Origin of the sequence: Rathayibacter sp. PhB127 (assembly GCF_003751665.1) — a bacterium.
Taxonomy (GTDB): Bacteria; Actinomycetota; Actinomycetes; order Actinomycetales; family Microbacteriaceae; genus Rathayibacter; species Rathayibacter festucae.
In genome coordinates this window covers 1,237,456-1,259,939 of sequence record NZ_RKHW01000001.1, presented here as the reverse complement: position 1 = coordinate 1,259,939, position 22,484 = coordinate 1,237,456, and the positions used below count along the sequence as shown (strand labels likewise).

The window sequence follows — 22,484 nt, the reverse complement described above, 5'->3', positions numbered from 1 at the left end:
CCCGTGACCGCTGAAGTGAACCTCGACCAGATCGTCTCCGAAGTGTCCGCGCGCCTGCGCACCCGCTTCCCCGACCGCCCCGCCGCCGAGGTGGAGTCGGCCGTCCAGACGGAGCTCGACTCCCTCGCCGACCGCCCGGTCCAGGACTACCTCTCCGTTCTCACCGAGCGCGCCGCGAAGTCCCGCCTGAAGAAGTCCCGCCCGGACGCCTGACGCCCGCCACTCCGTCCACTCCGTCCACTCCGCAGAAGTTGGCGTACTCGGCGCCCGAGTACGCCGACTTCTGCGTACTCGCGCAAGTGAGCGAGCACAGGTGTACCGGCACGCGCACTGATCGCGGACGGTTCGCCGCGCTGCTCCAGGTCAGAGCACCGCTCCCACCGAGCGCAGGAGATCGAGGAAGGCCGCCTGGTCGATGACCTCGACGCGCTGACCCTTCGACGCCAGCTCGCGCGCCTTCAGGATCTTCGCGCTCACCGTCTCGCCCGGCTTCAACTCACCCGGGCCGAAGACCCCTTGCACGACGAGAGTCGTCTTCTTCGTCACGTTCGACCCCACGGTCGCACCGAAGCGCGCGACCAGCGATTGCGCCTCCTTTCGCGGGATTCCTTCGATCTCGCCGGAGAAGACGACGACCTCTCCGAGCAGAGGACTGTCCGGGTCAGCGCTCGAGCTGGCCTGAGGAAGATCCGCCAGCCGGACGTAGTGACGCGCGGCCGGTACAGCTCTCTTCGCCGCTCGCGTCTCCTCCCAGAGATGAGCGACATCATCGCGCATCGTCCTCCGAGCTATCGCCAACACGACCTCCGCACTCGCGACGGCATCCGCCTCGGCATCGTGATGGTCGTCGAGCCGCACCCCCAGGTGCCGCGCGACGGCAGGGAGCCGGTAGGAGTCGAGAACGAGGTGGGCTTTCGAGAGCGCCACAGAGCACAGCAGGTCCGGCGTCGGGCGGTCCATCCCCGCGAGAGAATTGGTAGCTGTGAAGACTCCCTTCTCGAAGGACGCGTTATGAGCGACGATCGGCGCATCGCGGACGACCTGCCCGATCCATTCCGAGACGGCCGGCCACTCCGGGGCTCCTGCGCAGTCCTCCCACGTCAGTCCGTGGATCGACGTGTTCCGCATCGAGAAGGTGTCGCCCGTCAGCGGGCGGATCCTCGTCGAGGCCCGATAGGTGACGACCCCGTTCGTCACCTGTGCCACGCCGACAGCACAGGCCGAGGCCCGCTGCTCGTTCGCGGTCTCGAAGTCGATGGCAGTGAAAGTGAGCGGCATGAGGATCTCCTTGCGACACGATGTCCAAGCAGTTTGCCAGAGAGTGTCTTCCTTCCTGCCGCAGTGCAGTGCGCGGCAGAGCGGCATTCGAGGAGAGAGATCCGCTTCACACGGAGAGGCGAATCGGAGGGCACCGTCGCTGAAGTGCACTCCGAGTCCGGAAGGCCGCTGCCGCTCGGACTTCGCCTTGAGCTGCAGTAGAGCTTTCCGCTATCGGAGTTCCGAAGGAAGGTCGATCTCTGCAGTACTCGTCGCGTTAATGGCATCGACCCGGGCCGAAGCGGCGCGTTGTCGCCGAAGCCAGTACGAGTGCGAACGCAATCCGTGGGTCACTGCCAAGCGAACGATCCAGTACCAGAAGAGCGCAAAAAGCAGCGTGCTCAGAAGACCGGCGGCGGCATAGAGAACGACGAGCGCAGTAGGCGTGTCCACATCACGACAGTAACGGAGCGCCGCGACACCCCCATCTCCGCTCACTCCGCAGAAGTCGTCGTACTCGCCGCCCGAGTACGACGACTTCTGCGTATGCGCGGCGGGGACCGACGGCGAGGTCGCGTCGAGTGCGCAGAAGTTGTCGTAGGCAGCGCGCGAGTACGACGACTTCTGCGGAGTCGGGGCACGGACCGGCGGGGTGACCGCGACGGGACGGAAGTAGGGCGTACGGGACTTGAACCCGTGACCGACGGATTATGAGTCCGCTGCTCTGACCGGCTGAGCTAACGCCCCGCGGCGCCCGGAGCGGGCGGGGCGGGCCGTCAGGAGGCGGCTCGGCCTGCCGGAGCGGACGCTGCGTCGGCGGCCGGATCGGCCACCGGCTCCCCACGATACAGGCTCTCGAAAGTGCTGATCGTGCGGTTGATGTCGTGCGCGGCGACGATGCGGAGCGAGCTGCGCTTGAGGGCCTCGAGGCGCTCGGGGTCGGCCGTCAGGACGTCGGTGAGACCGTCGGCGAGGGCCTGCGCGTTGCCGGGCTCGAAGAGGTGGCCGTTCTCGCCCTCGTGGACGAGGTGCGGGAGGGCCATCGCGTCGGCGGCGACCACGGGAAGGGCCGAGGCCATCGCCTCCATGGTGGCGATGCTCTGCAGCTCGGCGATGGAGGGCATCGCGAAGACGGTCGCCCGGCTGTACGCCTGCTTCAGCTCGGCGTCGGAGACGTAGCCGGTGAAGTGGACGCGGTCGGCGATGCCGAGGGTGGTGGCGAGCTGCTGGAGGTTGCGCATCTGGTCGCCGCCGCCGACGATCTCGAGCTGCGCATCCAGCGACGGGTCCAGCAGCGAGACCGCGCGGAGCAGGACGTCGATGTGCTTCTCGCCGGTGACGCGCCCCACGAAGAGGATGCGGTTGGCGGTGCGCGGGGTGAAGTCGGGCGTGTAGTTGTCGGCGTCGATGCCGCAGGAGATCGCACGCACGCCCTGCAGCCCGGTGTACTTCTCGAGGAACTGCGCGGCCTTGCGGGTCGGCGTCGTGACGGCCTCCGCGCGGCCGAAGGTGCGGCGGGCGGCCCGCCAGGCCATCGCCACGGCCTTCGCCTGGGCGGCCTTGGGCAGGAGCGTGAACTCGAGCATGTTCTCGGGCATGAAGTGGTTGGTGCCGATGATGCGGATGCCGCGCTTGGCGGCCTCCTGGCCGAGGCCGCGGCCGACGATGACGTGGGACTGGAAGTGCACGACGTCGGGCTTCACCTCGTCGAGGATCCGCGCGCTGTTCTGGCGGATGCGCCACGGCATCGCGAAGCGCAGCCAGTCGTGCGGGGGCCACCGGAGGCTGAAAAGGCGGTGCACGATGATCCGCTGGCCCTCGTGGTCCTCGACGCGGGTGCCGCTCCAGCCGTCGGCGGACGGGGCGACGACGTGCACCTCGTGGCCGCGCGCCTGCAGGCCGGCGGCGAGGCGCTCGGCGAACTTGGCGGCTCCGTTGACGTCCGGCGCGAAGGTGTCGCAGCCGATCACGACGGTCAGCGGGCGGCGGGCGGCGTCCGCCGGAGCGGAGTCGCCGGTCGACGACTCGGGGCGTGACGCGTCGCGGGGATCTGACACGGAGTGGGTCCTAACGATGTCGTGTCGCTCGAGGGAGTGGAGCGATCGGCGTGGGTTCGGGCGGGTGCACGGCGTCTCGAAGCGGTCCCAGTGTAGGCGCGGAGAGCGCCGGAACCCGGGATTGCGGCGCCTCGCGTCGGGCGGCTCAGCGGGCCTGCGGGTGGTGCTTCGCGAGGAGGAAGACGCCCCAGATGGCGACCACTCCCGCCGCGATGAAGAGCGGGATCGCCCACGGCGCCGCGTACTGCGCCTCGCCGAGGACGATGATGCCGATCGCCACGGCGACCAGCGGGTCGACGACGGTCAGGCCGGCGACGACGAGGTCCGGCGGGCCGGAGGCGTAGGCGTTCTGCACGAAGTAGCCGCCGAGCGCGGTGGCGGCCAGGAGCGCCACGATGCAGACGACGGTCAGCGGGTCGAACTCGCCGAACTTGATCCGGTTGAGGACGACCTTCGCGAGGGTGGCGACGAAGCCGTAGACGACGCCGGCGCCGAGGATGTAGAAGATCGCGCGGGCCTTCTTGCGGAAGACGCGGAAGGCGATCACGAAGATCGTCAGCACGACCGCGAGGATCACCAGGATGGTGATCAGCTGCGAGGTCTGGATGGACTTGTCCACTGCATTGAACGCCGCGACGAGGACGAACAGGCCGACACCGCCGACGCAGAGGACGATCGCCCGGATCGAGGACGGGTTCAGCCGCACCTTGCTCACCCGGGCGTTGACGATCGCCGTGATGACGAGCGCGACCGCGCCCAGCGGCTGGACGACGATGAGCGGTGAGAAGCCGAGGCTGGTGAGCTGGAAGACGATCGCGAGCGCGAGCATCAGCGTGCCGATCACCCAGGACGGCCGCGACAGCAGCGCGAAGAGCTGCCCGCCGCTGAGTCCGCTCGACCCGGAGCGCTTCGAGAAGCGCTCGACCTTGACGACTCCGCGGTGCTGGAACTGCGCTCCGAGCGAGAGGAAGACCGCACCGATCAGCGCGATCGGGATGCCGATGAACTGCGCGGGATCGAGGGTGAACTGATCCGCCAATTCAGTGAGATCAGTGGGCATGGGGACGACCCTACCCAGATTCGATCCGCGCATCCTCCGACGCACGGGGGACCTCGGCTAACCAGCGGATGACGGTCAGGACGGCCGCCTGCAGGGCCCGCGATACCCTGATCCTCATGGCCGTCCTCCCCATCCGCATCGCCGGCGACCCCGTCCTGCACTCCCCCGCCGCCCCCGTCACCGAGTTCGACGACACGCTCCGCACGCTCGTCGCGGACATGTTCCAGACGATGGACACGGCGCCCGGCGTCGGACTGGCCGGACCGCAGGTCGGCGTGCCGCTGCGGCTCTTCGTCTACGACTACGAGGCCGACGACGGCACTCCCCGCCGCGGTGTCGCGATCAACCCCGAGCTCTTCGTCACGCCGACGCCGCTCGGCGAGGCCGACGAGGACACCGAGTCCGAGGGCTGCCTGTCGTTCCCCGGCGAGCGCTTCCCGCTGCGGCGCTCCGAGCGCGCGATCCTGCGCGCGGTCGACCTCGACGGCACGCCGTTCGAGATCGAAGCGGACGGCTGGTTCGCCCGCGTCTTCCAGCACGAGTTCGACCACCTCGACGGCGTCCTCTACACGGACCGCCTCGAGCACGAGTACGCCAAGCCCGTCGCGAAGATCACCCGCAAGCGCGGCTGGGGTGTCCCCGGCGTCTCCTGGACCCCGGGCGTCGAGCACCTCGAGGACTGAGCCTCCCAGGCACCCCGACTCCGCTCCGCTTCCCGGCCGGCGGTCCCGGACCTAGGCCAGGTCGACGCCGTGCACGCCGTTGTGGTGGCGCACGGTCGGGAACGACGCGGTGACGCTGCGGCCGACGCCGGGCGTGCGCTTCTCGACGACGTCGCCGCCGAAGAGGCCGGCCCGCTCACGCAGCTCCGAGAGCGCGGGGCTGTCGATCCGGTCGGTCAGCGCATGCAGGTCGGCGTCGACGGCGCTCGCGTCGGACTCCGCGCCGGCGTGGCGCTCGCGGTCGTCGTCGACCTCGACGCGCAGGCCGGTGGCGGTCCAGCGGGAGGTGATCCGCAGCTCGGTGCCGGTGCCGCCGGACTCGAGGGCCTCGTCGAAGGCGTACTCGAGCACGCGCATCACGGCGACGTCCGCGCCGTCCTGCAGCGGGAACGGCTCGCCGAAGGTCTCCTCCCGGACGACCAGGCCGCGCTCGCGGGCGCTCTCGATGAGGGCGTCCGTCCCGCCGGTCGCGGGGAGCTCGCGGGGATCGACCGCGGCGACCGTCGCGATGCGGCGCAGCTGAGCGAGCGACGCCTCCGCGGCGCTGACGGCTCGGCCCGCGGAGCGCGAGGCGGCGGCGGGATCGCGGTCGATGGTGAGGCGCACGCTCTCGGCCTCCTCGACCACCTTCGAGGCGGCGCGGACGGCGAGCTGCTCGAGCTCGCCGACGATGCGCAGCCGCGCCTCCTGCTCGCGGACCGACAGCTCGAGGGCGACGGCGCGCGACGTCTCCTCGGCCCGGCTGTCGAGCGCGCGGCGCTCAGCGGCGGCGGAGCGGCGCCACAGGACGATCGCCCCCGCCGCGACGATCAGGGCGAGGACGAGGACGACTTCGAGCACGACGGCCTCCGGGGCATCAGGGAACGGCGCGGGGGACGCCGGAGAGCGATCGTACCCGGGAGCGGGCGCCGGAGCCGGAGGCGCGGCGGGGGCTTGCGGTCGTCCCTCCCGACTCGGGTGAGTGCTCAGCCCTCGCGGCGGCTGCGCGCGACGGTGAACTTCGCGCTGCGCTCGATGATCTTGGTCGGCCCGACGGAGCGGCGCAGCTCGGCCGGGTGCGCGAGGTGCGAGTTGAACACCGTCCACAGCTCGCCGCCGGGGCGGAGGATGCGGCCGGCGGCCGCGATCATCCGGCGCGCGACGAGGTCGGTCACCGCGCCGTCGGAGTGGAACGGCGGGTTGCAGAGCACCACGTCGACCGAGCCGTCGGCGATCGTGGAGGCGTTGTCGTCGCGGAGCAGCCGGATGCGGTCGCCCAGGCCGTTCGCCTCGGCGGTGGCGCCGGCGGACTCCACGGCGGCGCGGGAGCTGTCGGTGGCGATCACGTCGAGGTCCGGGCGGGCGAGCGCGAGCGACGCGGCGAGCACTCCGGAGCCGCAGCCGAGGTCGACCGCGACTCCCCCGGGCAGCGCGGCCAGGTCGAGCGCGGCGAGCAGCGCCCGCGTGCCGAGGTCGAGCTTGGCCCCGGCGAAGACGCCGGGCAGTGCGACGATCTCGAGCCCGTGCGCCTCGAGACGGCGGCGCTCCGCACCGGCAGCAGCGGGCTGCTCCGCCTTCGCCTCGCTCGCGAGGAGCGCCCGCGACTTCTGCCGGGCGAGGCTGACGTCGATCCGGTCGTAGCGGCGGGCCAGGACCTCGTTCATGCCGAGCGACATGTGCTTGATCCGGCCGGCGCCGATGAGCTGCGCGGCGGGGTTCGCGAGCGCGACCTCGGCCGCGACGGCGGCCAGCGCGTCGAGCGAGCGCGGGAGGCGCAGCAGCACGATCTCGGCGCCCTCGACCGCGTCGGCGATCGAGTCGGCGATCGTGAAGGGCGCGAGCTCGATGCCGGCGGCGCGGACCGCCTCGGCGTTGGCGGCGAGGGCCCGCTCGGCGACGATCGAGTCCTGGGCGGAGGAGACCGCCACGCCGTCGGCGGCGAGGGCCAGCGTCAGCGCGCCGAAGGCGTCGCCGACGACGGCGACCCGGGAGTGCCCCGCGGCGAGGTCGAGGAGGAGGCGGTCGCTCGCGTCGACCGCGACGAGGTCGGGGGCCTCGACGTCGGGCCGGCGGCGGAGGAGGTCGAGGACGTCGTCGCGCATGGTGGCTCCGGTCGGGGTCGTGGCAGAGAGCACGGCCGGCCGGTGAGCACGCAGGGAACGAGGCGCGGAGACCGGGCCCGGAGGACCGCCTCGAGGGCACGAAAAAGGGCCCAGGAGTGGAGTCCCAGGCCCTTCGCTCCCCGACTTGGACTCGAACCAAGAACCTACCGGTTAACAGCCGATTGCTCTGCCAATTGAGCTATCGAGGATCATCCGCTCACCCGGAGGCGAACAGCGCGTGACTACTTTAGCAAAGTCTGCGCGAACTCCAAATCCTGGATCAGTAGCCGAGCGCCGGGTCGACGACGCCGAGCAGTTCGCGGCCCGCGGCGAAGGCGGCGACGTTCGCGCGGACCCGCTCGGCGAGCAGCGGCGTCGTCATCTCCGGGGTGTCCGCGGAGTGCGGGGTGATCAGGCAGCGCGGCTCGCTCCAGAGCGGGTGCCCGTCGGGCAGCGGCTCCGGGTCGGTGACGTCGAGGGCGGCCCCGGCGAGCCGTCCCTCCGCGAGGGCGGTCACGAGGGCGTCGGTGTCGACGAGGCTCCCCCGGGCGACGTTGACCAGCACGGCCTCGGCCGGCAGCCGCCGCAGCAGCGCGGCGTCGACCAGCCGGGCGGTGCCGTCGGTCGCGGCGGCCGCGAGCACGAGGACGTCGGCGTCGGCGACCACGTCGGGCAGCTGGTCCGCGGTGACCGTGCGGTCGGCTCCGGACACCTCCGCGGCGCTCCGGCGCACCACGGTGACGTGCGCGTCGAAGACGCTCAGCAGCCGCAGGAGCTCCACGGAGATGCCGCCCGCGCCCACGACGACGACTCGCGCGCGGTGCAGGGTCCTGGCGCGCTTCGCTCCCCAGGAGTCGGCGCGGGCGCGCTCGGGCAGCGAGCGCAGCAGTGCGAGGGTCAGCGCGAGGGCGTGCTCGGCGACCGGCTCGGCGTAGGCGCCCTTCGCGCTCGTCCAGCGCAGCCCTCGATGCCCGGTGCTCCGCAGCACGGGCGCGAACACGTCGACCCCCGCCCAGGGCAGCTGCACCCAGCGGAGGCCCGGGTGCTCGGCGAGGACCCCGGCGAGCTCGTCGGTGCGGCCGTAGGAGAGCCAGAGCAGCGCCTCCGCGTCCTCGACACCGACGACGGAGCCGCCGCCGGCCTCGATCGCGTCGGTGAAGATCTGCTTCGGCCGGGGCAGGACCGCGACGCGCGGCGCGCTCATCCGGCCTCCTCCGCGGGCGCCGTGCGCGCGGCGCGGGAGGCGTCGAAGCGCTCGAACTCCGCGAAGGCGGCGCCGAGCTCGCGGACGTACGGGTGCCGGGAGTCGTTCAGCACCTCGAGCAGCGGGCCGTAGGCGACCACCTCGCCCTCGACCAGCACGGCGATTCGGTCGGTGGCCCGGCTGAGGACGTCGATGTCGTGGCTCACGACGACCGCGGCGAAGCCCTCCTGCCGCCGCAGGTCGGTGAGCAGGTCCACGATCGACTCGCGGACGGTCGCGTCGATGCCGGAGGTCGGCTCGTCGGCGATCAGCACCTTCGGGCCGAGGACGAGGGCGCGCGCGATCGCGACGCGCTGCCGTTGACCGCTGGAGAGCTCGTAGGGGAAGCGGTCGAGCAGGAACAGCGGCAGGTGCACGGAGTCGAGCAGCGTCGCCACCCGCACCGCCGCGCTCTTCGGGTCGTAGTGCCGGTCGCGGAGGAAGATCGGCTCGGCGATCAGCTCGGAGACGGTCAGCTCCGGGCGCAGCACCGCGCCGGCGTCCTGCGCCAGGTGCGCGACGTCGAAGGTGAAGCGCTTGATCTCGCGGGCGGGCATCCCGCGGAGGCGGTGACCGGAGACGGTGGCCTCGCCGCCGATGATCACCGGCCGCGTCCGCGCCCCGGCGCCGGCCGGGCCGTCGAGACCCTCGCCGCCGAGGACGCGCGCCAGCGTCGACTTGCCGGAGCCGCTGCCGCCGAGGATGCCGAGCACCTCGCCCGGCTCGACGCGCAGGCTGACCCCGCGCAGCGCGGTCCAGCGCCCGCTGATGCCGCGCGGCGGGTACTCGACGCTGAGGTCGTCGACGACGATGGGCGCCGAGGCGGCGGCGGCTCGGCTCACGCCTTCCGCTCCGCCTCGACGATGCTGCGCAGGAGCTCGCGGCGCTCGGCCTGCTCCCCCGGGTTCGGCACCGGCAGCGAGGCCAGCAGCCGCTGCGTGTACGGGTGCTTCGGCGCGGACAGCACCTCCTCGCCCGTGCCCTCCTCGACCAGCTCGCCGCGGTAGAGCACGGCGATCCGGTCGGCGAGCAGGTCGACGACGGCGAGGTCGTGGCTGATGAAGAGCGAGGCGAAGCCGAACTCGCGCTGCAGCTCCGCGAACAGCTCGAGCACGCGCGCCTGCACCGAGACGTCGAGCGCCGAGGTCGGCTCGTCGGCGATCAGCAGCTTCGGCTCGAGCGCGAGCGAGCGCGCGAGGCTCGCGCGCTGCCGCTGACCGCCGGAGAGCTCGTGCGGGTAGCGGTCGCCGTAGGAGCGCGGCAGCTGCACCGCCTCGAGCAGCTCGTCGACCCGCTTCCGGGCGGCACCGGCGTCGCGGGCGCGGCCGTGCACGATCAGCGGCTCGGCGACGCACTCGGCGATCGTCAGCAGCGGGTTGAAGCTCGACGCCGGGTCCTGGAAGACGAAGCCGATGTCGCCGCGGACGGGACGGAAGGCGCGCTCGCGGATGCCGCGCATCTCCTTGCCGAGCACGCGCAGCGAGCCGCCGGTGACGGTGGTCAGTCCCGCGATCGCCCGGCCGATGGTCGTCTTGCCCGAGCCGCTCTCGCCGACCAGGCCGAGCACCTCTCCCGCGCGGATGCGGAAGGAGACACCGTCGACGGCCACGAAGCCGGGGCGGCCGAGGCGGCCGGGGTACTGGATCCGCAGGTCCTCGGCGAGGACGAGCGTCTCCGCCTCCGGGGCGCCGGCGCGCTCGATGGCGCGCTCCTTCGCCCGGGCGACGCCCTGGCCCACGTGCGGCACGGCGGCGAGCAGCTTGCGGGTGTACTCGGCCTTCGGAGCGGCGAACAGCTCGGCGACCGGCGCCTCCTCGACCAGCTCGCCCTGGTACATCACCGCGACGCGATCGGCCAGATCGGCGACGACGCCCATGTTGTGGGTGATCAGGACGATCGAGGTGCCGAAGTCGTCGCGGAAGCGGCGGAGCAGGTCGAGGATCTCGGCCTGCACCGTCACGTCGAGGGCCGTCGTCGGCTCGTCGGCGACGATCAGGCCGGGGTCGAGCACGAGCGCCATCGCGATGACGACGCGCTGCTTCTGCCCGCCGGAGAACTGGTGCGGGTAGTAGTCGACCCGCTTCTCCGGCTCGGGGATGCCGACCGTGCGCAGGACGTCGATGGCGCGCTTGCGCGCGTCCTTGCGCGAGACCGAGGCGTGCGCGCGCAGACCCTCCGCGATCTGCCAGCCGACGGTGAAGACCGGGTTGAGGGCGGTGCCGGGCTCCTGGAAGACCATCGCGACATCGGTGCCGCGGAGCTCGCGCAGGCGCGACTTCGGCACCGAGACGACGTCGGTCGACGAGCTGCCGTCCTTCTTCGAGAGCAGGATGACGCCGGACGCCGTCGCCGTCTCGGGCAGCAGGCCGAGGATGGTCTTGGCGGTCACGGTCTTGCCGCTGCCGGACTCGCCGACGATGGCGAGCACCTCGCCGCGCTCCACCCGGAGGCTGACGCCGGCCACCGCGCGGACGGCGCCGCGATCGCTCGCGAAGGCGACCTCGAGGTCCTGGATGTCGACGATCGGGCGGGAGCCCGCGTCGGCGGGACGGCTGTCGGCGGGACGCTGGACGCTCATCGGGTCTTCTCCACTCCGGCGACGGGATCGTGTCCCGGCGTCTCCAGGCCGTCCACGGGGAGCGCACCGCCCGGGACGACGGACGTCGCGGCGACGTCGCCGGAACCGGCGGCCACCGCGCGCCGGCCGCGCAGGCGCGGGTCGGCGAGGTCGTTGAGGCTCTCGCCGACCAGCGTGATGCCGAGCACGACGAGGACGATGGCCAGGCCCGGGAAGACCGAGGTCCACCAGATGCCGCTGGTCACGTCGGACAGCGCCTTGTTGAGGTCGTAGCCCCACTCGGCGGCCGAGGTCGGCTCGATGCCGAAGCCGAGGAAGCCCAGACCCGCGAGGGTGAGGATCGCCTCGGACGAGTTCAGCGTGAAGATCAGCGGCAGCGTGCGCGTGGCGTTCCGCAGCACGTGCTTGAACATGATCCGCGGGGTCGAGGCGCCGATGACCTTCGCCGACTCGACGAAGGCGTCGCCCTTGATCCGCACCGTCTCGGCCCGGATCACCCGGAAGTACTGCGGGATGTAGACGACCGTGATCGAGACCGCAGCGGCGAAGATGCCCGACCAGAGGTTCGACTGCCCGCCGGAGATCACGATCGACATCACGATCGCGAGCAGCAGGGTCGGGAAGGCGTAGATCGCGTCGCAGATCACGACGAGCACGCGGTCGAGCCAGCCGCCGAGGTAGCCGGAGACGAGACCGAGGAAGACGCCGAGGAAGATCGACAGCACGACGGCGACGACGATGACGAGGAACGCCGTCTGCGCGCCCCAGATCACGCGCGAGAGGACGTCGTAGCCGCCGACGGTGGTGCCGAGCAGGTGCTCGGCACTCGGCGGCTGCTGCGCGCCGAACGACTCGGTGCCGGTGCGCAGCTGCGAGTAGCCGTAGGGGGCGATCAGCGGGGCGAGGGCCGCGACGAGGAGGAACGCACCGGTGATCACGAGACCGGTGACGAGCATCCCGCGCTGCAGGCCCACGCTCTGCCGGAGCTGGTGGACGACCGGCAGCCGATCGACGAGGCGGCGGCGCGGGCGCGCCGGAGTGGTGGTGCTCATGGGTCAGTACCTCACTCGCGGGTCGATGAGCGCCGCGATGACGTCGACGATGAAGTTGGTCAGCGCCACGATCACGGCCAGCAGGGCGACGATGCCCTGCACGGCGACGAAGTCGCGCGCCTGGAGGTACTCGGCCAGCTGGAAGCCGAGGCCCTTCCACTCGAAGGTCGTCTCGGTGAGCACCGCGCCGCCCAGCAGCAGGGCGATCTGCAGGCCGATGACGGTGATGATCGGGATGAGCGCCGGACGGTAGGCGTGCGTGCGGACCAGGCGGAACTCGCTCACTCCGCGCGAGCGGGCGGCGTCGACGTAGTCGGTGCCGAGGGTGCCGATCACGTTGGTGCGCACGAGGCGGAGGAAGATGCCGGCGGTCAGCAGGCCGAGCGCGATCGCCGGGAGGACCGCGTGCGAGAGCACGTCGCCCACGGCGGCGGGGTCGCCGGTCTGGATCGCGTCGATGAGGTAGATGCCGGTCTTGTTCTCGAGGAACTGCAGCGAGAGCTCGGTGTTCGTCGTCGCCCGGCCGGCGACCGGGAACCACTTGAGCCAGACCGAGAAGACGAGCTTGAGCAGCAGCCCCGCGAAGAAGACGGGGGTCGCGTAGCAGAGGATCGCGAAGATGCGCAGGACCGCGTCGGGCGTGCGGTCGCGGTGGTAGGCGGCGAGCATCCCGAGCGGGATGCCGACCAGGAACGCCACGATCAGGGCGTAGAAGGCGAGCTCGACGGTCGCGGCGCCGTAGGTGACCAGCACCTCGGTGACCGGGCGGTTGTCGCTCAGGGTGGTGCCGAAGTCGCCGCGCAGCAGGTTGCCGAGGTACTCGAGGTACTGCACGATCAGCGGGCGGTCGTAGCCGGCGGCGGCCACGCGCTCGGCCAGCTGGTCGGCGGTGAGCCGACCGCCCAGCGCCGCGGTGATCGGGTCGCCCGTCGAGCGCATGAGCAGGAACACCATCGTCACGAGGATGAAGACGGTCGGGATGATGAGCAGGAAGCGGACGAGCAGATAGCGCCCGAGTCCTCCTCCGGAGCCGCGCGGTCGCCGGGTGGGCGCCGTCGCCGCAGCCGTCGTGGCTGTCGTCACGTGATGCCTTTCGTGGAGAACGGCCGGCGCCTCCCGGGTGGGGAGGCGCCGGCCGGAGGGGTGGATCAGCCCTTGCTGAGCGCCGCGTAGCGGAACTTGAAGGAGGCGTCGAGGGTGTCCTCGGCTCCGCTCACGGTGCTGCCGACGATCGCGACCTGCGAGCCCTGGAGGTAGGGCAGGGTCGACAGCTGCGCCGCGACCTTGTCCTGGATCTCCTCGATCAGCGCGGTGCGCGCATCGGCGTCGGTGGTGGAGACCTGCTCGGCGATCAGGCTCTGCACGTCGGCGTCGTCGAAGTGGTTCGCGAGGAAGTTCTCCTTGATGAAGAACGGCGACAGGTAGTTGTCGGCGTCGGAGTAGTCCGGGAACCAGCCGAGCTGGTACGCCGGGTAGACGTCGCTCGAGCGGTCCTTGGAGTACTGGACCCACTCGGTCGTCTGCAGGTTCACGGTGAACAGGCCGGTCGACTCGAGCTGGTCCTTGATCAGCGCGTACTCGTCGCCCGAGGACGGACCGTAGTGGTCGTTCGAGTACTGCAGGTTGAGGGTGACCGGGGTGGTGACGCCCGCGGCCTGGAGCGTGGCGGCCGCCTTGTCGGCGTCGACACCGCCCTGGCCGTCGCCGTAGAGGCCCTTGAGGGACTCGGTCGCGCCGGTGAGGCCCTGGGGGACGTAGGAGTACAGCGGGGTGTAGGTGCCCTTGTAGACCTGGTCGGCGATCTCCTGGCGGTCGATCAGATCGGCCGCGGCCTGGCGGACGGCGAGCGCCTTGGCCGCGTCGGCCTCGGCGGTCGTCGCGCCGAACGGCTGCGTGTCGAAGTTGAAGACGATGTAGCGGATCTCGCCGCCGGGACCGTCGACGACCTTGACGGCGTCGTTCCCGCGGAGGTCCTCGACGTCGGTCGCGGAGAGGCTCCGGTACGCGACGTCGATGTTGCCCTCCTGGATGTCCAGCTTGAGGTTCGAGCTGTCCGCGTAGTACTTGACGTTGATCGTGCCCGTCTTCGCCGCGCCGAGCACGCCCTGGTAGTCGTCGTAGGCCTTGTACTGGATGAGGTTGTTCACGTCGTAGTTGGCGATCGTGTACTGCCCGGCGAAGGCGTCGCCCGAGACGATGTCCGCGTCGGCGGTCAGCTCGTCGGCCGAGAAGACCTCCTCGTCCACGATCGGGCCCGCGGGGCTCGAGAGGATCTGCGGGAAGGTCTGGTCGTTCTCCGACTTCAGCGTGAAGACGACGGTGGTGTCGTCCGGCGCCGCGACGCTGTCGAGGTTCGCGAGGAGCGACGACGGGCCGTTCTCGGCCGCGATGGCGACCTGGCGGTCGAAGGAGAACTTGACGTCCGAGGAGGTCAGGTCGTGGCCGTTGGCCCACTTCAGGCCGTCCTTGAGCGTGACCGTGTACTCGGTCGGCGCGGTGAACTCGGCCGACTCTGCGATGTCGGGCTCGACGTCCGGGCTGCCGTAGGGGGTGTTCATCAGGAACGGGAACACCTGGTTCATCACGGCGAAGGAGCCGTTGTCGTACGAACCGGCGGGGTCGAGCGTGGTGATCTTGTCGGTGGTGCCGATGGTGAGCGTGCCGCCGGCCGCGCCGCCGGTCGAGTCCCCGCCGCCGGCGGAGCAGCCCGCAAGCACGAGCGCGACCGCGGCGAAGCCTGCTGCCGTGCCGAGTGCCCGCGAACCGCGAGTGAATCCGGATGTCATCTCCGTCTGCCTCTTCCTGTCAGAAATCGGATGCGGACCTCGGCGTGGAACGCGGTCCCGCGGCGCAGAGTCCGTCGCGCACGGGGTCCGTGCGGAGCGGTGTCGATCCGGCGCACTGTCCTTCAGGCGCACGGTGTTCTCTGGGCGCACGGGGGCCACGACGCTGAGCGCCCGCATTGCTGTTCCTCAGTGGTAACACATGCGGAAGCGCTCTCCGAACCGGCGCGGGCCGTCCGGCGCTTTCTTCACACGACTGCAACACGTCCCTCATCGAGGGCACGCGGCACTCGCGGCGCCCTCATTCGGTGCGCAGGGCGCGCTTCTCGCGCTCCAGCTCGACCAGGCGGACCTGCACGGCGCGGGAGAGCACCGGGTCGGTCGAGGCGCGCTGCAGGGCGCCGCGCAGCTCGGCGATCTCGCGCAGGAGGTCGCGCTCGATCAGCGAGATCGCGACGTCCTTCGAGTAGCGGGCGAGGCCGGCCTCGTCGGCGGCCGGGATGGGCGCCACGGCGAGCTGGTGCACGAGCGAGGCGAACGGCCCGGGCACGTCGGCCGCGACGTGCTCGACCCAGTCGCGGTCCTGCGCGCGCTCGAGGTTGGCGACGACGGCGTCGCGGACGACGCGGAGGGTCTCGTTCGTGACGGCGGCGTGCGCGGCGCGGGCGAGCAGCGACTCCCCCATCACCTGGGGCAGCTGGAGCATGGCCATCAGCGCCTCGCGCTCGATCCGCGTGACGACGTCGACGGGGAGGTCGGCGATCCGGGCACCGGCGGGAGCCTCCGGGGCGTCCTCCTGCGGGCGCTCGTCCCGGCCGCCCGGGGCGTTGCGCGCGCGGGAGCCGGCGGAGCGGACGGCGGAGTTGACCTCGGACATGTCCAGGCCGAGCATCCGGGCGAGTTCGCGCGAGTAGCCCGGGCGCAGCGCCGGGTCGCGGATCTCGGCGACGACGGGCGCAGCGGCGCGCAGGGCGGCGATCCGGCCCTCGACCGTGTCGAGGTCGTATCGGGCCAGCAGCTGCCGGATGACGAACTCGAACATCGGCTTCTTGTCGTCGATGAGGCGGCGCACGGCGTCGTCGCCGCGGTTGAGGCGGAGGTCGCACGGGTCGAGGCCCTCGGGCGCGACGGCGACGAAGGTCTGCGCGGCGAAGCGGTGCTCCTCCTGGAAGGCGCGCATCGCCGCCTTCTGGCCGGCGGCGTCCGGGTCGAAGGTGAAGACGACCTCGCCGACGCCGCTGTCGTCGCCGAGCACGCGGCGCAGGACCTTGATGTGGTCGACGCCGAAGGAGGTGCCGCAGGTGGCGACCGCGGTCGTGACGCCGGCGAGGTGGCAGGCCATCACATCGGTGTAGCCCTCGACGACGACGACCCGGTGGCCGCGGGAGATGTCGCGCTTGGCCAGGTCGAGCCCGTAGAGGACCTGCGACTTGTGGTAGACGGGCGACTCGGGGGTGTTCAGGTACTTCGGGCCCTTGTCCTCCTCGAGGAGGCGGCGCGCGCCGAAGCCGACGGTCTGCCCGGTGACGTCGCGGATGGGCCAGACGAGGCGGCCGCGGAAGCGGTCGTAGACGCCGCCGCGGTTGCTGCTGCTGACGAGGCCCGCCGTGGTGAGCTCCTCCTCGGAGAAGCCGCGGCGCTTGAGTGCGGTGGTCAGGCCGTCCCAGCCGTCGGGGGCGAAGCCGACGCCGAAGCGGTCGGCGGCGGCGCGGTCGAAGCCGCGCTCACCGAGGAAGCGGCGGCCGACGTCGGCGCCGGGGGTCGCGAGCTGCTCGCGGAAGAACTCCTCGGCGGCGTTGTTCGCGGCGATGAGCCGGGCGCGTCCGCCGGTCTCGGGAGCCTGGCCGCCGCCCTCCTCGTACTGCAGCGGGAAGCCGATGCGGCCGGCGAGCCGCTCGACCGTCTCGCTGAACGAGGTGTGGTCCATCTTCATGACGAAGCTGTAGACGTCGCCCGACTCCTGGCAGCCGAAGCAGTGGTAGAAGCCGGCCTGGGGGCGCACGTGGAAGCTCGGGCTGCGCTCGTCGTGGAACGGGCAGAGCCCCTTCAGCGAGCCGACGCCCGCCGACTTCAGGGTGACGTACTCGCCGACCACGTCCGCGATGTTGACCCTGGCCTTGACCTCCTCGACATCCGTCTGTCGAATCCGAGGCATGCCCCCCATCGTATCCGCCGCCACCCGCCCCCCGGCCGAGTGCGCCTTTTCCGCCCGCGCACATGCTGGTCGAGCAGCCTTGCAGGGGCGTATCGAGACCCACCGTCCCCAGCAGGACGGGCCTGCAGACTCGTCCTGCTGACGCTGGTCGATCTCGATACGCCAGCTGCGCGGCCTACTCGATCAGCATGGGCTTCCCACCGAACCGGACACGTCGGTCTCGATACGGCCGCTGCGCGCCCTACTCGACCAGCAAGAAGGAGCGCCGAACGGCGCACCCGCCTCCCGCGCACATGCTGGTCGAGTAGCCGCGGAACGCGGCGTATCGAGACCCACCGTCATCAGCAGAGCGGGTCTGCAGACTCGTCCTGCTGACGCTGGTGGATCTCGATACGCCAGCTGCGTGCCCTACTCGACCAGCATGGATGCCGGAGAGCTCAGCCTTCCGGCGGGCACGCCGCAGGGTGCAGCCGGAGGCGCGATTCGCGTGCCAGCGAATCGCGCTAGGCGTCCGCGGCCCGCTCTGCGATACGCACCACCCCGAGAAGCCGACTGCGCGGACGCCGGGCGGGGACCGGCGTCCGAGCGAGCCGGGCTGCGCCCGGCGAGCTCAGTGGCACAGCCTCTCGAACCAGCTCAGGGCGCTCTGGTCGGTGAGGTTGGCGACCTGGTCGACGACGACCCTGCGGCGGGCGTCGTCGGTGCCGGCGGCGTTCCAGTCCTCGGCGAAGCCGGCGTCGAGGGCGCCGGCACCGCGTTCGAGGAGGGTGTCGGCGAGGCGGGTGAGGACCTCGCGCTGCTGGGCGTAGATCGGCTGGCGGGTGTTCCGCGACATCACGAAGGTGGCGACGATGCCCTTGAGCACGGCGATCTCGGCCTGCTGCTCGCGAGGGACGACGACGTGGCCGCCGAAGCGGACGAGGTCGGGGTGGGAGTAGGCGTCGCGGGTGGCCTCGGTGGCGGACGCGGCGAAGCGGCCGATGAGCTGGCTGGTGAGGTTCTTCAGCCGGGCCTGGTCGCGGCGGGAGCCGTCCCAGGAGTCGACCCAGACGTCGAGCGAGTCGAGGCGGTCGAACGCGGCGACGAGCTCGTCGTGCCCGATCTCGCCGCCGACCCAGGAGTGCATCGACTCGACGAGGTCGTCGTGGTCCACGCGGGACCCGAGCGCGGCGACGTCGATGTAGCCGGAGAACACGGCGTCCTCGAAGTCGTGCACCGAGTAGGCGATGTCGTCGGAGAGGTCCATCACCTCGGCCTCGATGCAGCGGACGCCCTCGGGGGCGCCCTCGCGCATCCAGGTGAAGGCGGGCTCGTCGTCGGCGTAGAAGCCGTACTTGGCGCGGCCGGACGGGTCGGCGACGGAGCGGGTGTCGGGCCACGGGTACTTGCAGCTGGCGTCGAGGCTCGAGCGGGTGAGGTTCAGGCCGTACGGGCGGTCGTCCTCGCCGAACACCTTCGCCTCGAGCCGGGTCAGCAGCCGGAAGGTCTGGGCGTTGCCCTCGAAGCCGCCGATCGACTCGGCCCAGCTGTTGAGGGCGCGCTCGCCGTTGTGACCGAAGGGCGGGTGGCCGATGTCGTGGGCGAGGCAGGCGGTGTCGACGACGTCGGGGTCGAGATCGAGGCTCGTGGCGAGCTCGCGGCCGATCTGGGCGACCTCGAGCGAGTGCGTCAGCCGGTTGCGGGCGAAGTCGACACCGGCGGTCGGGCTGAGCACCTGCGTCTTCGCGGCGAGGCGGCGGAGCGAGCTGGAGTGGAAGAGCCGGGCGCGATCGCGGGCGAAGTCGGAGCGGCGGGTGCTGTGGTCCTCCGGCAGGAACCGCTCGACGTCGACGAGCGAGTACCCCCAGAGCGCGCGGTCATCCACCGCTGTGGTGGATCTCGGCGGCCGAGACGGCGTCGCGCTGGTCGGCGTTCAGCTCGCGGGACTCGAGCCAGCGGTCGGGCAGCGAGGGGGTCTTCGGCGAGCCGGCGCGGCCGCGCTGGCCCTCGGCCGCCTCGCCCGGGTAGGGCACGTCGGGGTCGAGGGTGGCGAGCAGCTCGTCGAGCTCGGCGAGGGTGACCACGGAGGCCATCTTGGCGCGCAGGTCGCCGCCGACGGGGTAGCCCTTGAAGTACCAGGCGACGTGCTTGCGGATGTCGCGGCAGCCGCGCTCCTCGCTCTCGAAGAACTCGCAGATCAGCTGGGCGTGCCGGCGGAAGGCCGTGGCGACCTGGCCGAGGGTCGGTGTGAAGCGCTCGTCCGAGCCCGCGAAGGCGGCGGCGAGGTCGCCGAAGAGCCAGGGGCGGCCGAGGCAGCCGCGCCCGACGACGACGCCGTCGCAGCCGGTCTCGCTCATCATCCGCAGCGCGTCCTCGGCCGACCAGATGTCGCCGTTGCCGAGCACCGGGACGCTCGAGATCGCCTGCTTGAGGGTCGTGATCGCCGACCAGTCGGCCTGGCCGCTGTAGAACTCGGAGGCGGTGCGGGCGTGCAGCGCGATCGACGCGACTCCCGCGCCCTCCGCGGCCCGGCCGGCCTCGAGGTAGGTGAGGTGGTCGGAGTCGATGCCCTTGCGCATCTTGACCGTCAGCGGGACGTCGCCCGCGGCCCGCACCGCGCCCTCGACGATCTGACGGAACAGCGGGAGCTTCCACGGCAGGGCCGCTCCCCCGCCCTTGCGGGTGACCTTGGCGACGGGACAGCCGAAGTTGAGGTCGATGTGGTCGGCGCGGTCCTCCGCCACGAGCATGGTGACGGCCTCGGCGACCGTCTTCGGGTCGACGCCGTAGAGCTGGATCGAGCGGACCTTCTCGCTCGGGTGGTGACGGATGAGGCGCATCGACTCCGGGGTGCGCTCGACGAGCGCTCGGGAGGTGATCATCTCGCTGACGTAGAGACCGTTGCCGAACTCGCGGCAGAGCCGGCGGAACGCGGTGTTGGTGATCCCGGCCATGGGCGCGAGGACGACGGGGGCGTCGAGTTCGAGGGGGCCGATCCGGAGCGCCGGCGCGGTGCGCGCGGGCGGTGCGGCCATGAGAGTGGAGGACATCGGTATCGATTCTCCCAGATCCTGTGTTGGGGAAGGCGAACGAGCGCAGAGGTGGGGACGGATGGACGGGAACGGCACTGTGGAGGACGGCACCGTGGAGGACGGTCCAGCGCGGTTCGAGGCGGATGCGCGCGAGCGCGGACTCGACGTCGAGATCGTCGACCGCCCGGAGGCCGGCAGCCTGGCCGAGGCGGCCGAGCTGCTGGGCATCGAGCCGGGCTCGATCGTCAAGTCGCTGGTGGTGAAACGCCACGACGGCGGCTTCCTCTTCGCGCTGGTACCCGGCGGACGGCAGATCTCCTGGCCGCTGCTGCGCGCGGTGGTCGGCGTGAACAAGCTCCGCCTGCCCGACGAGTCGGTGGCGCTGGAGGCGACGGGATACCGCCGCGGCACGATCACGCCGATCGGCTCGACCACCGCCTGGCCGGTCGTCGCGGACGAGCGGATCGTCGGCCGCAGGATCGCGATGGGCGCCGGCACGAGCGGCCGGAGCGCTTTCGTGGAGGCCGACGCGCTGATCACCGCCTACGGCGCGACGGTCGCCGACATCACGATCGAGGAGCCTGCTCGCTGACAGCGGGAGCGCCAGGAGCCGGCACCGCGCAGACACCGTCCTCGCAGACGGGCACGTCCGCGGCGCCGAGCATCTCGAACGGCCCGCTCGGCACTCGGTCGCTCATGCGACGACCGCCCGCTGCGACAGCACGTGCTCGAGCACCTCGGTGAACGCCGTCGGCTCCTGCGCGCCGGAGACCCCGAAGCGGCCGTCGAGCACGAAGAACGGCACCCCGTTGATCCCGTACTCGCGCGCCTGCGCGATGTCGGACTGCACGTCGGCGAGGTGGCGCTGCTCGTCGAGTGCCCGGCGTGCCTCGTCGGCGTCGAGCCCGACCTCAGCGGAGAGGGCGGCCAGGACGCCGGAGTCCGCGAGATCGCGCCCCTCGACGAAGTAGGCGCGGAGCAGCCGCTCCTTCAGCTCGAGCTGGAGCCCGTTCGCCTTCGCGTGGTGCAGCGCCTGGTGCGCCCGGACGGTCTTGACGTGCACGACGGACTCGAAGTGGTAGTCGAGATCGACCCCCGCCGCGATCGCGGTGACGGAGTCGAGCATCTGCTGCGCCTGCTCCAGCGGGACGCCCTTGTGCTGGGCGAGGAACTCGGCCGTGCCGCCGCGGTAGTCCTCCGGCGTCTCCGGCGACAGCTCGAAGCTGCGGTACTCGACTGCGACCTCCGGCGCGTCGGGGTGCGCGGCGCGGAACGCCGCCAGCCCGCGCTCGAACTTGCGCTTGCCGATGTAGCACCACGGGCAGGCGATGTCGGACCAGATGTCGACGGTGATGGGGGTCTGCGCTTCGCTCACTCCGAGGACAACCGCGGCGACGGGGAGCTATTCCCGCAGCACCCGGACGAGCTCGTCGACGTCGGACTCGTCGTTCCAGAGGTGGAAGGCGACCCGGAGGCGCCCGCCGCGTCCCGAGACGCGCAGCCCCGCGGCCTGCAGGCGCGCCAGATCGGCGCCGTCCTCGTCCGGCCAGGAGACGATCGCCCGGTGCTGCGGCGCGCGGTCGAGGCGCTCGCAGAGCTGATCGCCCAGCCCGGAGGCGCGCTCCCAGACCGCGGCGAGGTCGAGCGAGCGGAACAGCTCGAGCGACGCCTCCGCCCCGACGAACGCCTGCCAGGCGGGCGAGACGTCGAAGCGGCGGGCGTTCTCGGCGAGGTGCATCGCCGGGCCGTAGCAGGAGGACCAGACGTCCTCTCCCGAGTACCAGCCGGCCTGCACCGGCAGCAGCTCGGCTGCGTACTCGGGCGAGACGGTGAGGAAGGCCACGCCGCGCGGCGAGCAGAGCCACTTGTAGGCGTGGGTGAGGGTCGCGTCGAAGCGGGAGGCGTCCACCGGCAGCACGCCCGCGGCCTGGGTCAGATCGCAGGCCGTGCGCACGCCGTGGCGGGCGGCGGCCTCGACGACCGCGTCGAGGTCGGCGAGCGCTCCGCTGCTGGACTGCACGGCCGAGAAGACGACGAGGTCGTCGGCGTCCTCGACCGACTCGGCGAGCGCCTCCAGAGGCACCGAGCGCACCACGACGCCGCGGTGGGCCTGGGCGAGGAAGGGGAAGACGATGGAGGAGAAGTCGCCGTCGACGCAGAGCACGTGCGCTCCGTCCGGCAGCGACGCGGCGAGCACGGCGGCCATCGCCGACGTCTGCGATCCGATCGCGACCCGGTCGACCGGCACTCCGGCGATCTGCGCGAAGGAGGCTCGGGCGCGCTCGGCGACCGCTCCGTAGCCCGCGGCGGTACCGCCGCCGGCCGACCACTCGTCGAGGTCCGCGCGCAGGGCCTCGGCGGTCGCGCGGGGCGGCAGGCCGAGCGTGCAGGCGTTGTGGTACCCGCGGGCGCCGGGGAAGAGCGCTCGGAGGTCGGCGGGGGCCGGGGGTGCGGTGCTCACCCTCCGAGGATCCCCCTCGACGCC

At 71.7% G+C, this 22,484-nt stretch carries 19 protein-coding genes and 2 tRNA genes; 3 read left to right on the top strand and 18 right to left on the bottom strand.

Features of this window, described 5'->3' with window-relative positions; genetic code table 11:
• The first annotated feature begins 3 nt into the window (after nt 1-3).
• Nucleotides 4-213, top strand: coding sequence for a three-helix bundle dimerization domain-containing protein (locus EDF22_RS06035; RefSeq protein ID WP_148059123.1), 210 nt, complete (start codon nt 4-6; stop codon nt 211-213).
• A 150-nt stretch (nt 214-363) separates the two neighbouring features.
• On the opposite strand, the gene EDF22_RS06030 is transcribed toward EDF22_RS06035, so the two are convergent.
• From EDF22_RS06030 to EDF22_RS06015, 4 genes are all read right to left on the bottom strand, one after another.
• Nucleotides 364-1,278 (bottom strand): exonuclease domain-containing protein, encoded by a 915-nt coding sequence (locus EDF22_RS06030; RefSeq protein ID WP_185038759.1) that lies wholly within the window; start codon nt 1,276-1,278, stop codon nt 364-366.
• A 652-nt stretch (nt 1,279-1,930) separates the two neighbouring features.
• Nucleotides 1,931-2,004: transfer RNA gene (locus EDF22_RS06025), tRNA-Ile, on the bottom strand.
• 29 nt (nt 2,005-2,033) lie between these two features.
• Nucleotides 2,034-3,314, bottom strand: coding sequence for a glycosyltransferase (locus tag EDF22_RS06020; RefSeq protein ID WP_397459889.1), 1,281 nt, complete (start codon nt 3,312-3,314; stop codon nt 2,034-2,036).
• A gap of 145 nt (nt 3,315-3,459) precedes the next feature.
• Nucleotides 3,460-4,374 (bottom strand): DMT family transporter, encoded by a 915-nt coding sequence (locus EDF22_RS06015; RefSeq protein WP_123703142.1) that lies wholly within the window; start codon nt 4,372-4,374, stop codon nt 3,460-3,462.
• Between the two features lie 116 nt (nt 4,375-4,490).
• On the opposite strand from EDF22_RS06015, the gene def reads away from it, so the two are divergent.
• Entirely contained in the window at nt 4,491-5,057 is a 567-nt protein-coding gene (gene def, locus EDF22_RS06010) for a peptide deformylase (protein ID WP_123703141.1), read from the top strand.
• A 51-nt stretch (nt 5,058-5,108) separates the two neighbouring features.
• Here def and EDF22_RS06005 read toward each other — a convergent pair whose 3' ends face one another.
• From EDF22_RS06005 to dusB, 12 genes are all read right to left on the bottom strand, one after another.
• Nucleotides 5,109-5,936, bottom strand: coding sequence for a hypothetical protein (locus tag EDF22_RS06005; protein WP_123703140.1), 828 nt, complete (start codon nt 5,934-5,936; stop codon nt 5,109-5,111).
• Between the two features lie 125 nt (nt 5,937-6,061).
• Nucleotides 6,062-7,177, bottom strand: coding sequence for a class I SAM-dependent methyltransferase (locus tag EDF22_RS06000; protein WP_123703139.1), 1,116 nt, complete (start codon nt 7,175-7,177; stop codon nt 6,062-6,064).
• A 136-nt stretch (nt 7,178-7,313) separates the two neighbouring features.
• A tRNA-Asn gene (locus EDF22_RS05995) sits at nt 7,314-7,386 on the bottom strand.
• 71 nt (nt 7,387-7,457) lie between these two features.
• Nucleotides 7,458-8,381: a D-isomer specific 2-hydroxyacid dehydrogenase family protein gene (locus EDF22_RS05990; RefSeq protein WP_123703138.1), complete on the bottom strand. Its 924-nt coding sequence runs from the start codon at nt 8,379-8,381 to the stop codon at nt 7,458-7,460.
• On the bottom strand, nt 8,378-9,262 hold the full coding sequence (locus tag EDF22_RS05985; RefSeq protein ID WP_243646352.1) for an ATP-binding cassette domain-containing protein: 885 nt from the start codon (nt 9,260-9,262) through the stop codon (nt 8,378-8,380). Before EDF22_RS05985 ends, EDF22_RS05990 begins: the two co-directional genes overlap by 4 nt.
• Nucleotides 9,259-10,998, bottom strand: a complete 1,740-nt coding sequence (locus tag EDF22_RS05980) for an ABC transporter ATP-binding protein (RefSeq protein WP_123703136.1) — start codon at nt 10,996-10,998, stop codon at nt 9,259-9,261. Before EDF22_RS05980 ends, EDF22_RS05985 begins: the two co-directional genes overlap by 4 nt.
• A complete protein-coding gene (locus EDF22_RS05975; RefSeq protein WP_123703134.1) occupies nt 10,995-12,050 on the bottom strand; it encodes an ABC transporter permease in 1,056 nt (351 codons plus the stop codon). The genes EDF22_RS05980 and EDF22_RS05975 overlap by 4 nt, the downstream gene beginning before the upstream one ends.
• A 3-nt stretch (nt 12,051-12,053) precedes the next feature.
• Nucleotides 12,054-13,133 (bottom strand): ABC transporter permease, encoded by a 1,080-nt coding sequence (locus EDF22_RS05970; RefSeq protein WP_123703132.1) that lies wholly within the window; start codon nt 13,131-13,133, stop codon nt 12,054-12,056.
• A 65-nt stretch (nt 13,134-13,198) separates the two neighbouring features.
• The gene (locus EDF22_RS05965) at nt 13,199-14,836 is read right to left on the bottom strand and encodes an ABC transporter substrate-binding protein (protein ID WP_123703130.1); all 1,638 of its coding nucleotides are present in this window, start codon (nt 14,834-14,836) and stop codon (nt 13,199-13,201) included.
• A gap of 298 nt (nt 14,837-15,134) precedes the next feature.
• The gene (dnaG, locus tag EDF22_RS05960) at nt 15,135-16,988 is read right to left on the bottom strand and encodes a DNA primase (RefSeq protein ID WP_123445638.1); all 1,854 of its coding nucleotides are present in this window, start codon (nt 16,986-16,988) and stop codon (nt 15,135-15,137) included.
• A gap of 610 nt (nt 16,989-17,598) precedes the next feature.
• On the bottom strand, nt 17,599-18,852 hold the full coding sequence (locus EDF22_RS05955) for a deoxyguanosinetriphosphate triphosphohydrolase (RefSeq protein ID WP_123703128.1): 1,254 nt from the start codon (nt 18,850-18,852) through the stop codon (nt 17,599-17,601).
• Complete coding sequence (gene dusB / locus EDF22_RS05950; RefSeq protein ID WP_185020371.1) at nt 18,845-20,017, bottom strand: tRNA dihydrouridine synthase DusB; 1,173 nt, start codon at nt 20,015-20,017, stop codon at nt 18,845-18,847. Before dusB ends, EDF22_RS05955 begins: the two co-directional genes overlap by 8 nt.
• 61 nt (nt 20,018-20,078) lie before the next feature.
• Here dusB and EDF22_RS05945 point away from each other — a divergent pair, with 61 nt between their 5' ends.
• Nucleotides 20,079-20,591, top strand: coding sequence for an aminoacyl-tRNA deacylase (locus tag EDF22_RS05945; protein ID WP_123703124.1), 513 nt, complete (start codon nt 20,079-20,081; stop codon nt 20,589-20,591).
• Nucleotides 20,592-20,693: 102 nt separating this feature from the next.
• Here the strand turns inward: EDF22_RS05945 and EDF22_RS05940 are convergent, their stop codons facing one another.
• The gene (locus EDF22_RS05940; RefSeq protein ID WP_123703123.1) at nt 20,694-21,374 is read right to left on the bottom strand and encodes a DsbA family protein; all 681 of its coding nucleotides are present in this window, start codon (nt 21,372-21,374) and stop codon (nt 20,694-20,696) included.
• A 27-nt stretch (nt 21,375-21,401) separates the two neighbouring features.
• Complete coding sequence (locus tag EDF22_RS05935) at nt 21,402-22,460, bottom strand: aminotransferase class V-fold PLP-dependent enzyme (protein WP_123703121.1); 1,059 nt, start codon at nt 22,458-22,460, stop codon at nt 21,402-21,404.
• Between the last annotated feature and the right edge of the window lie 24 nt (nt 22,461-22,484).

Bases quoted from the DNA above. Each gene is read 5' to 3' on its own strand.
- EDF22_RS06015 (WP_123703142.1), bottom strand. From the start codon at position 4,374: ATGCCCACTGATCTCACTGAATTGGCGGATCAGTTCACCCTCGATCCC.
- dusB (WP_185020371.1), bottom strand. From the start codon at position 20,017: ATGTCCTCCACTCTCATGGCCGCACCGCCCGCGCGCACCGCGCCGGCG.
- EDF22_RS06000 (WP_123703139.1), bottom strand. From the start codon at position 7,177: ATGCGCGACGACGTCCTCGACCTCCTCCGCCGCCGGCCCGACGTCGAG.
- EDF22_RS05975 (WP_123703134.1), bottom strand. From the start codon at position 12,050: ATGAGCACCACCACTCCGGCGCGCCCGCGCCGCCGCCTCGTCGATCGG.
- EDF22_RS06030 (WP_185038759.1), bottom strand. From the start codon at position 1,278: ATGCCGCTCACTTTCACTGCCATCGACTTCGAGACCGCGAACGAGCAG.
- dnaG (WP_123445638.1), bottom strand. From the start codon at position 16,988: ATGCCTCGGATTCGACAGACGGATGTCGAGGAGGTCAAGGCCAGGGTC.
- EDF22_RS05990 (WP_123703138.1), bottom strand. From the start codon at position 8,381: ATGAGCGCGCCGCGCGTCGCGGTCCTGCCCCGGCCGAAGCAGATCTTC.
- EDF22_RS05980 (WP_123703136.1), bottom strand. From the start codon at position 10,998: ATGAGCGTCCAGCGTCCCGCCGACAGCCGTCCCGCCGACGCGGGCTCC.
- def (WP_123703141.1), top strand. From the start codon at position 4,491: ATGGCCGTCCTCCCCATCCGCATCGCCGGCGACCCCGTCCTGCACTCC.
- EDF22_RS05965 (WP_123703130.1), bottom strand. From the start codon at position 14,836: ATGACATCCGGATTCACTCGCGGTTCGCGGGCACTCGGCACGGCAGCA.
- EDF22_RS05945 (WP_123703124.1), top strand. From the start codon at position 20,079: ATGGACGGGAACGGCACTGTGGAGGACGGCACCGTGGAGGACGGTCCA.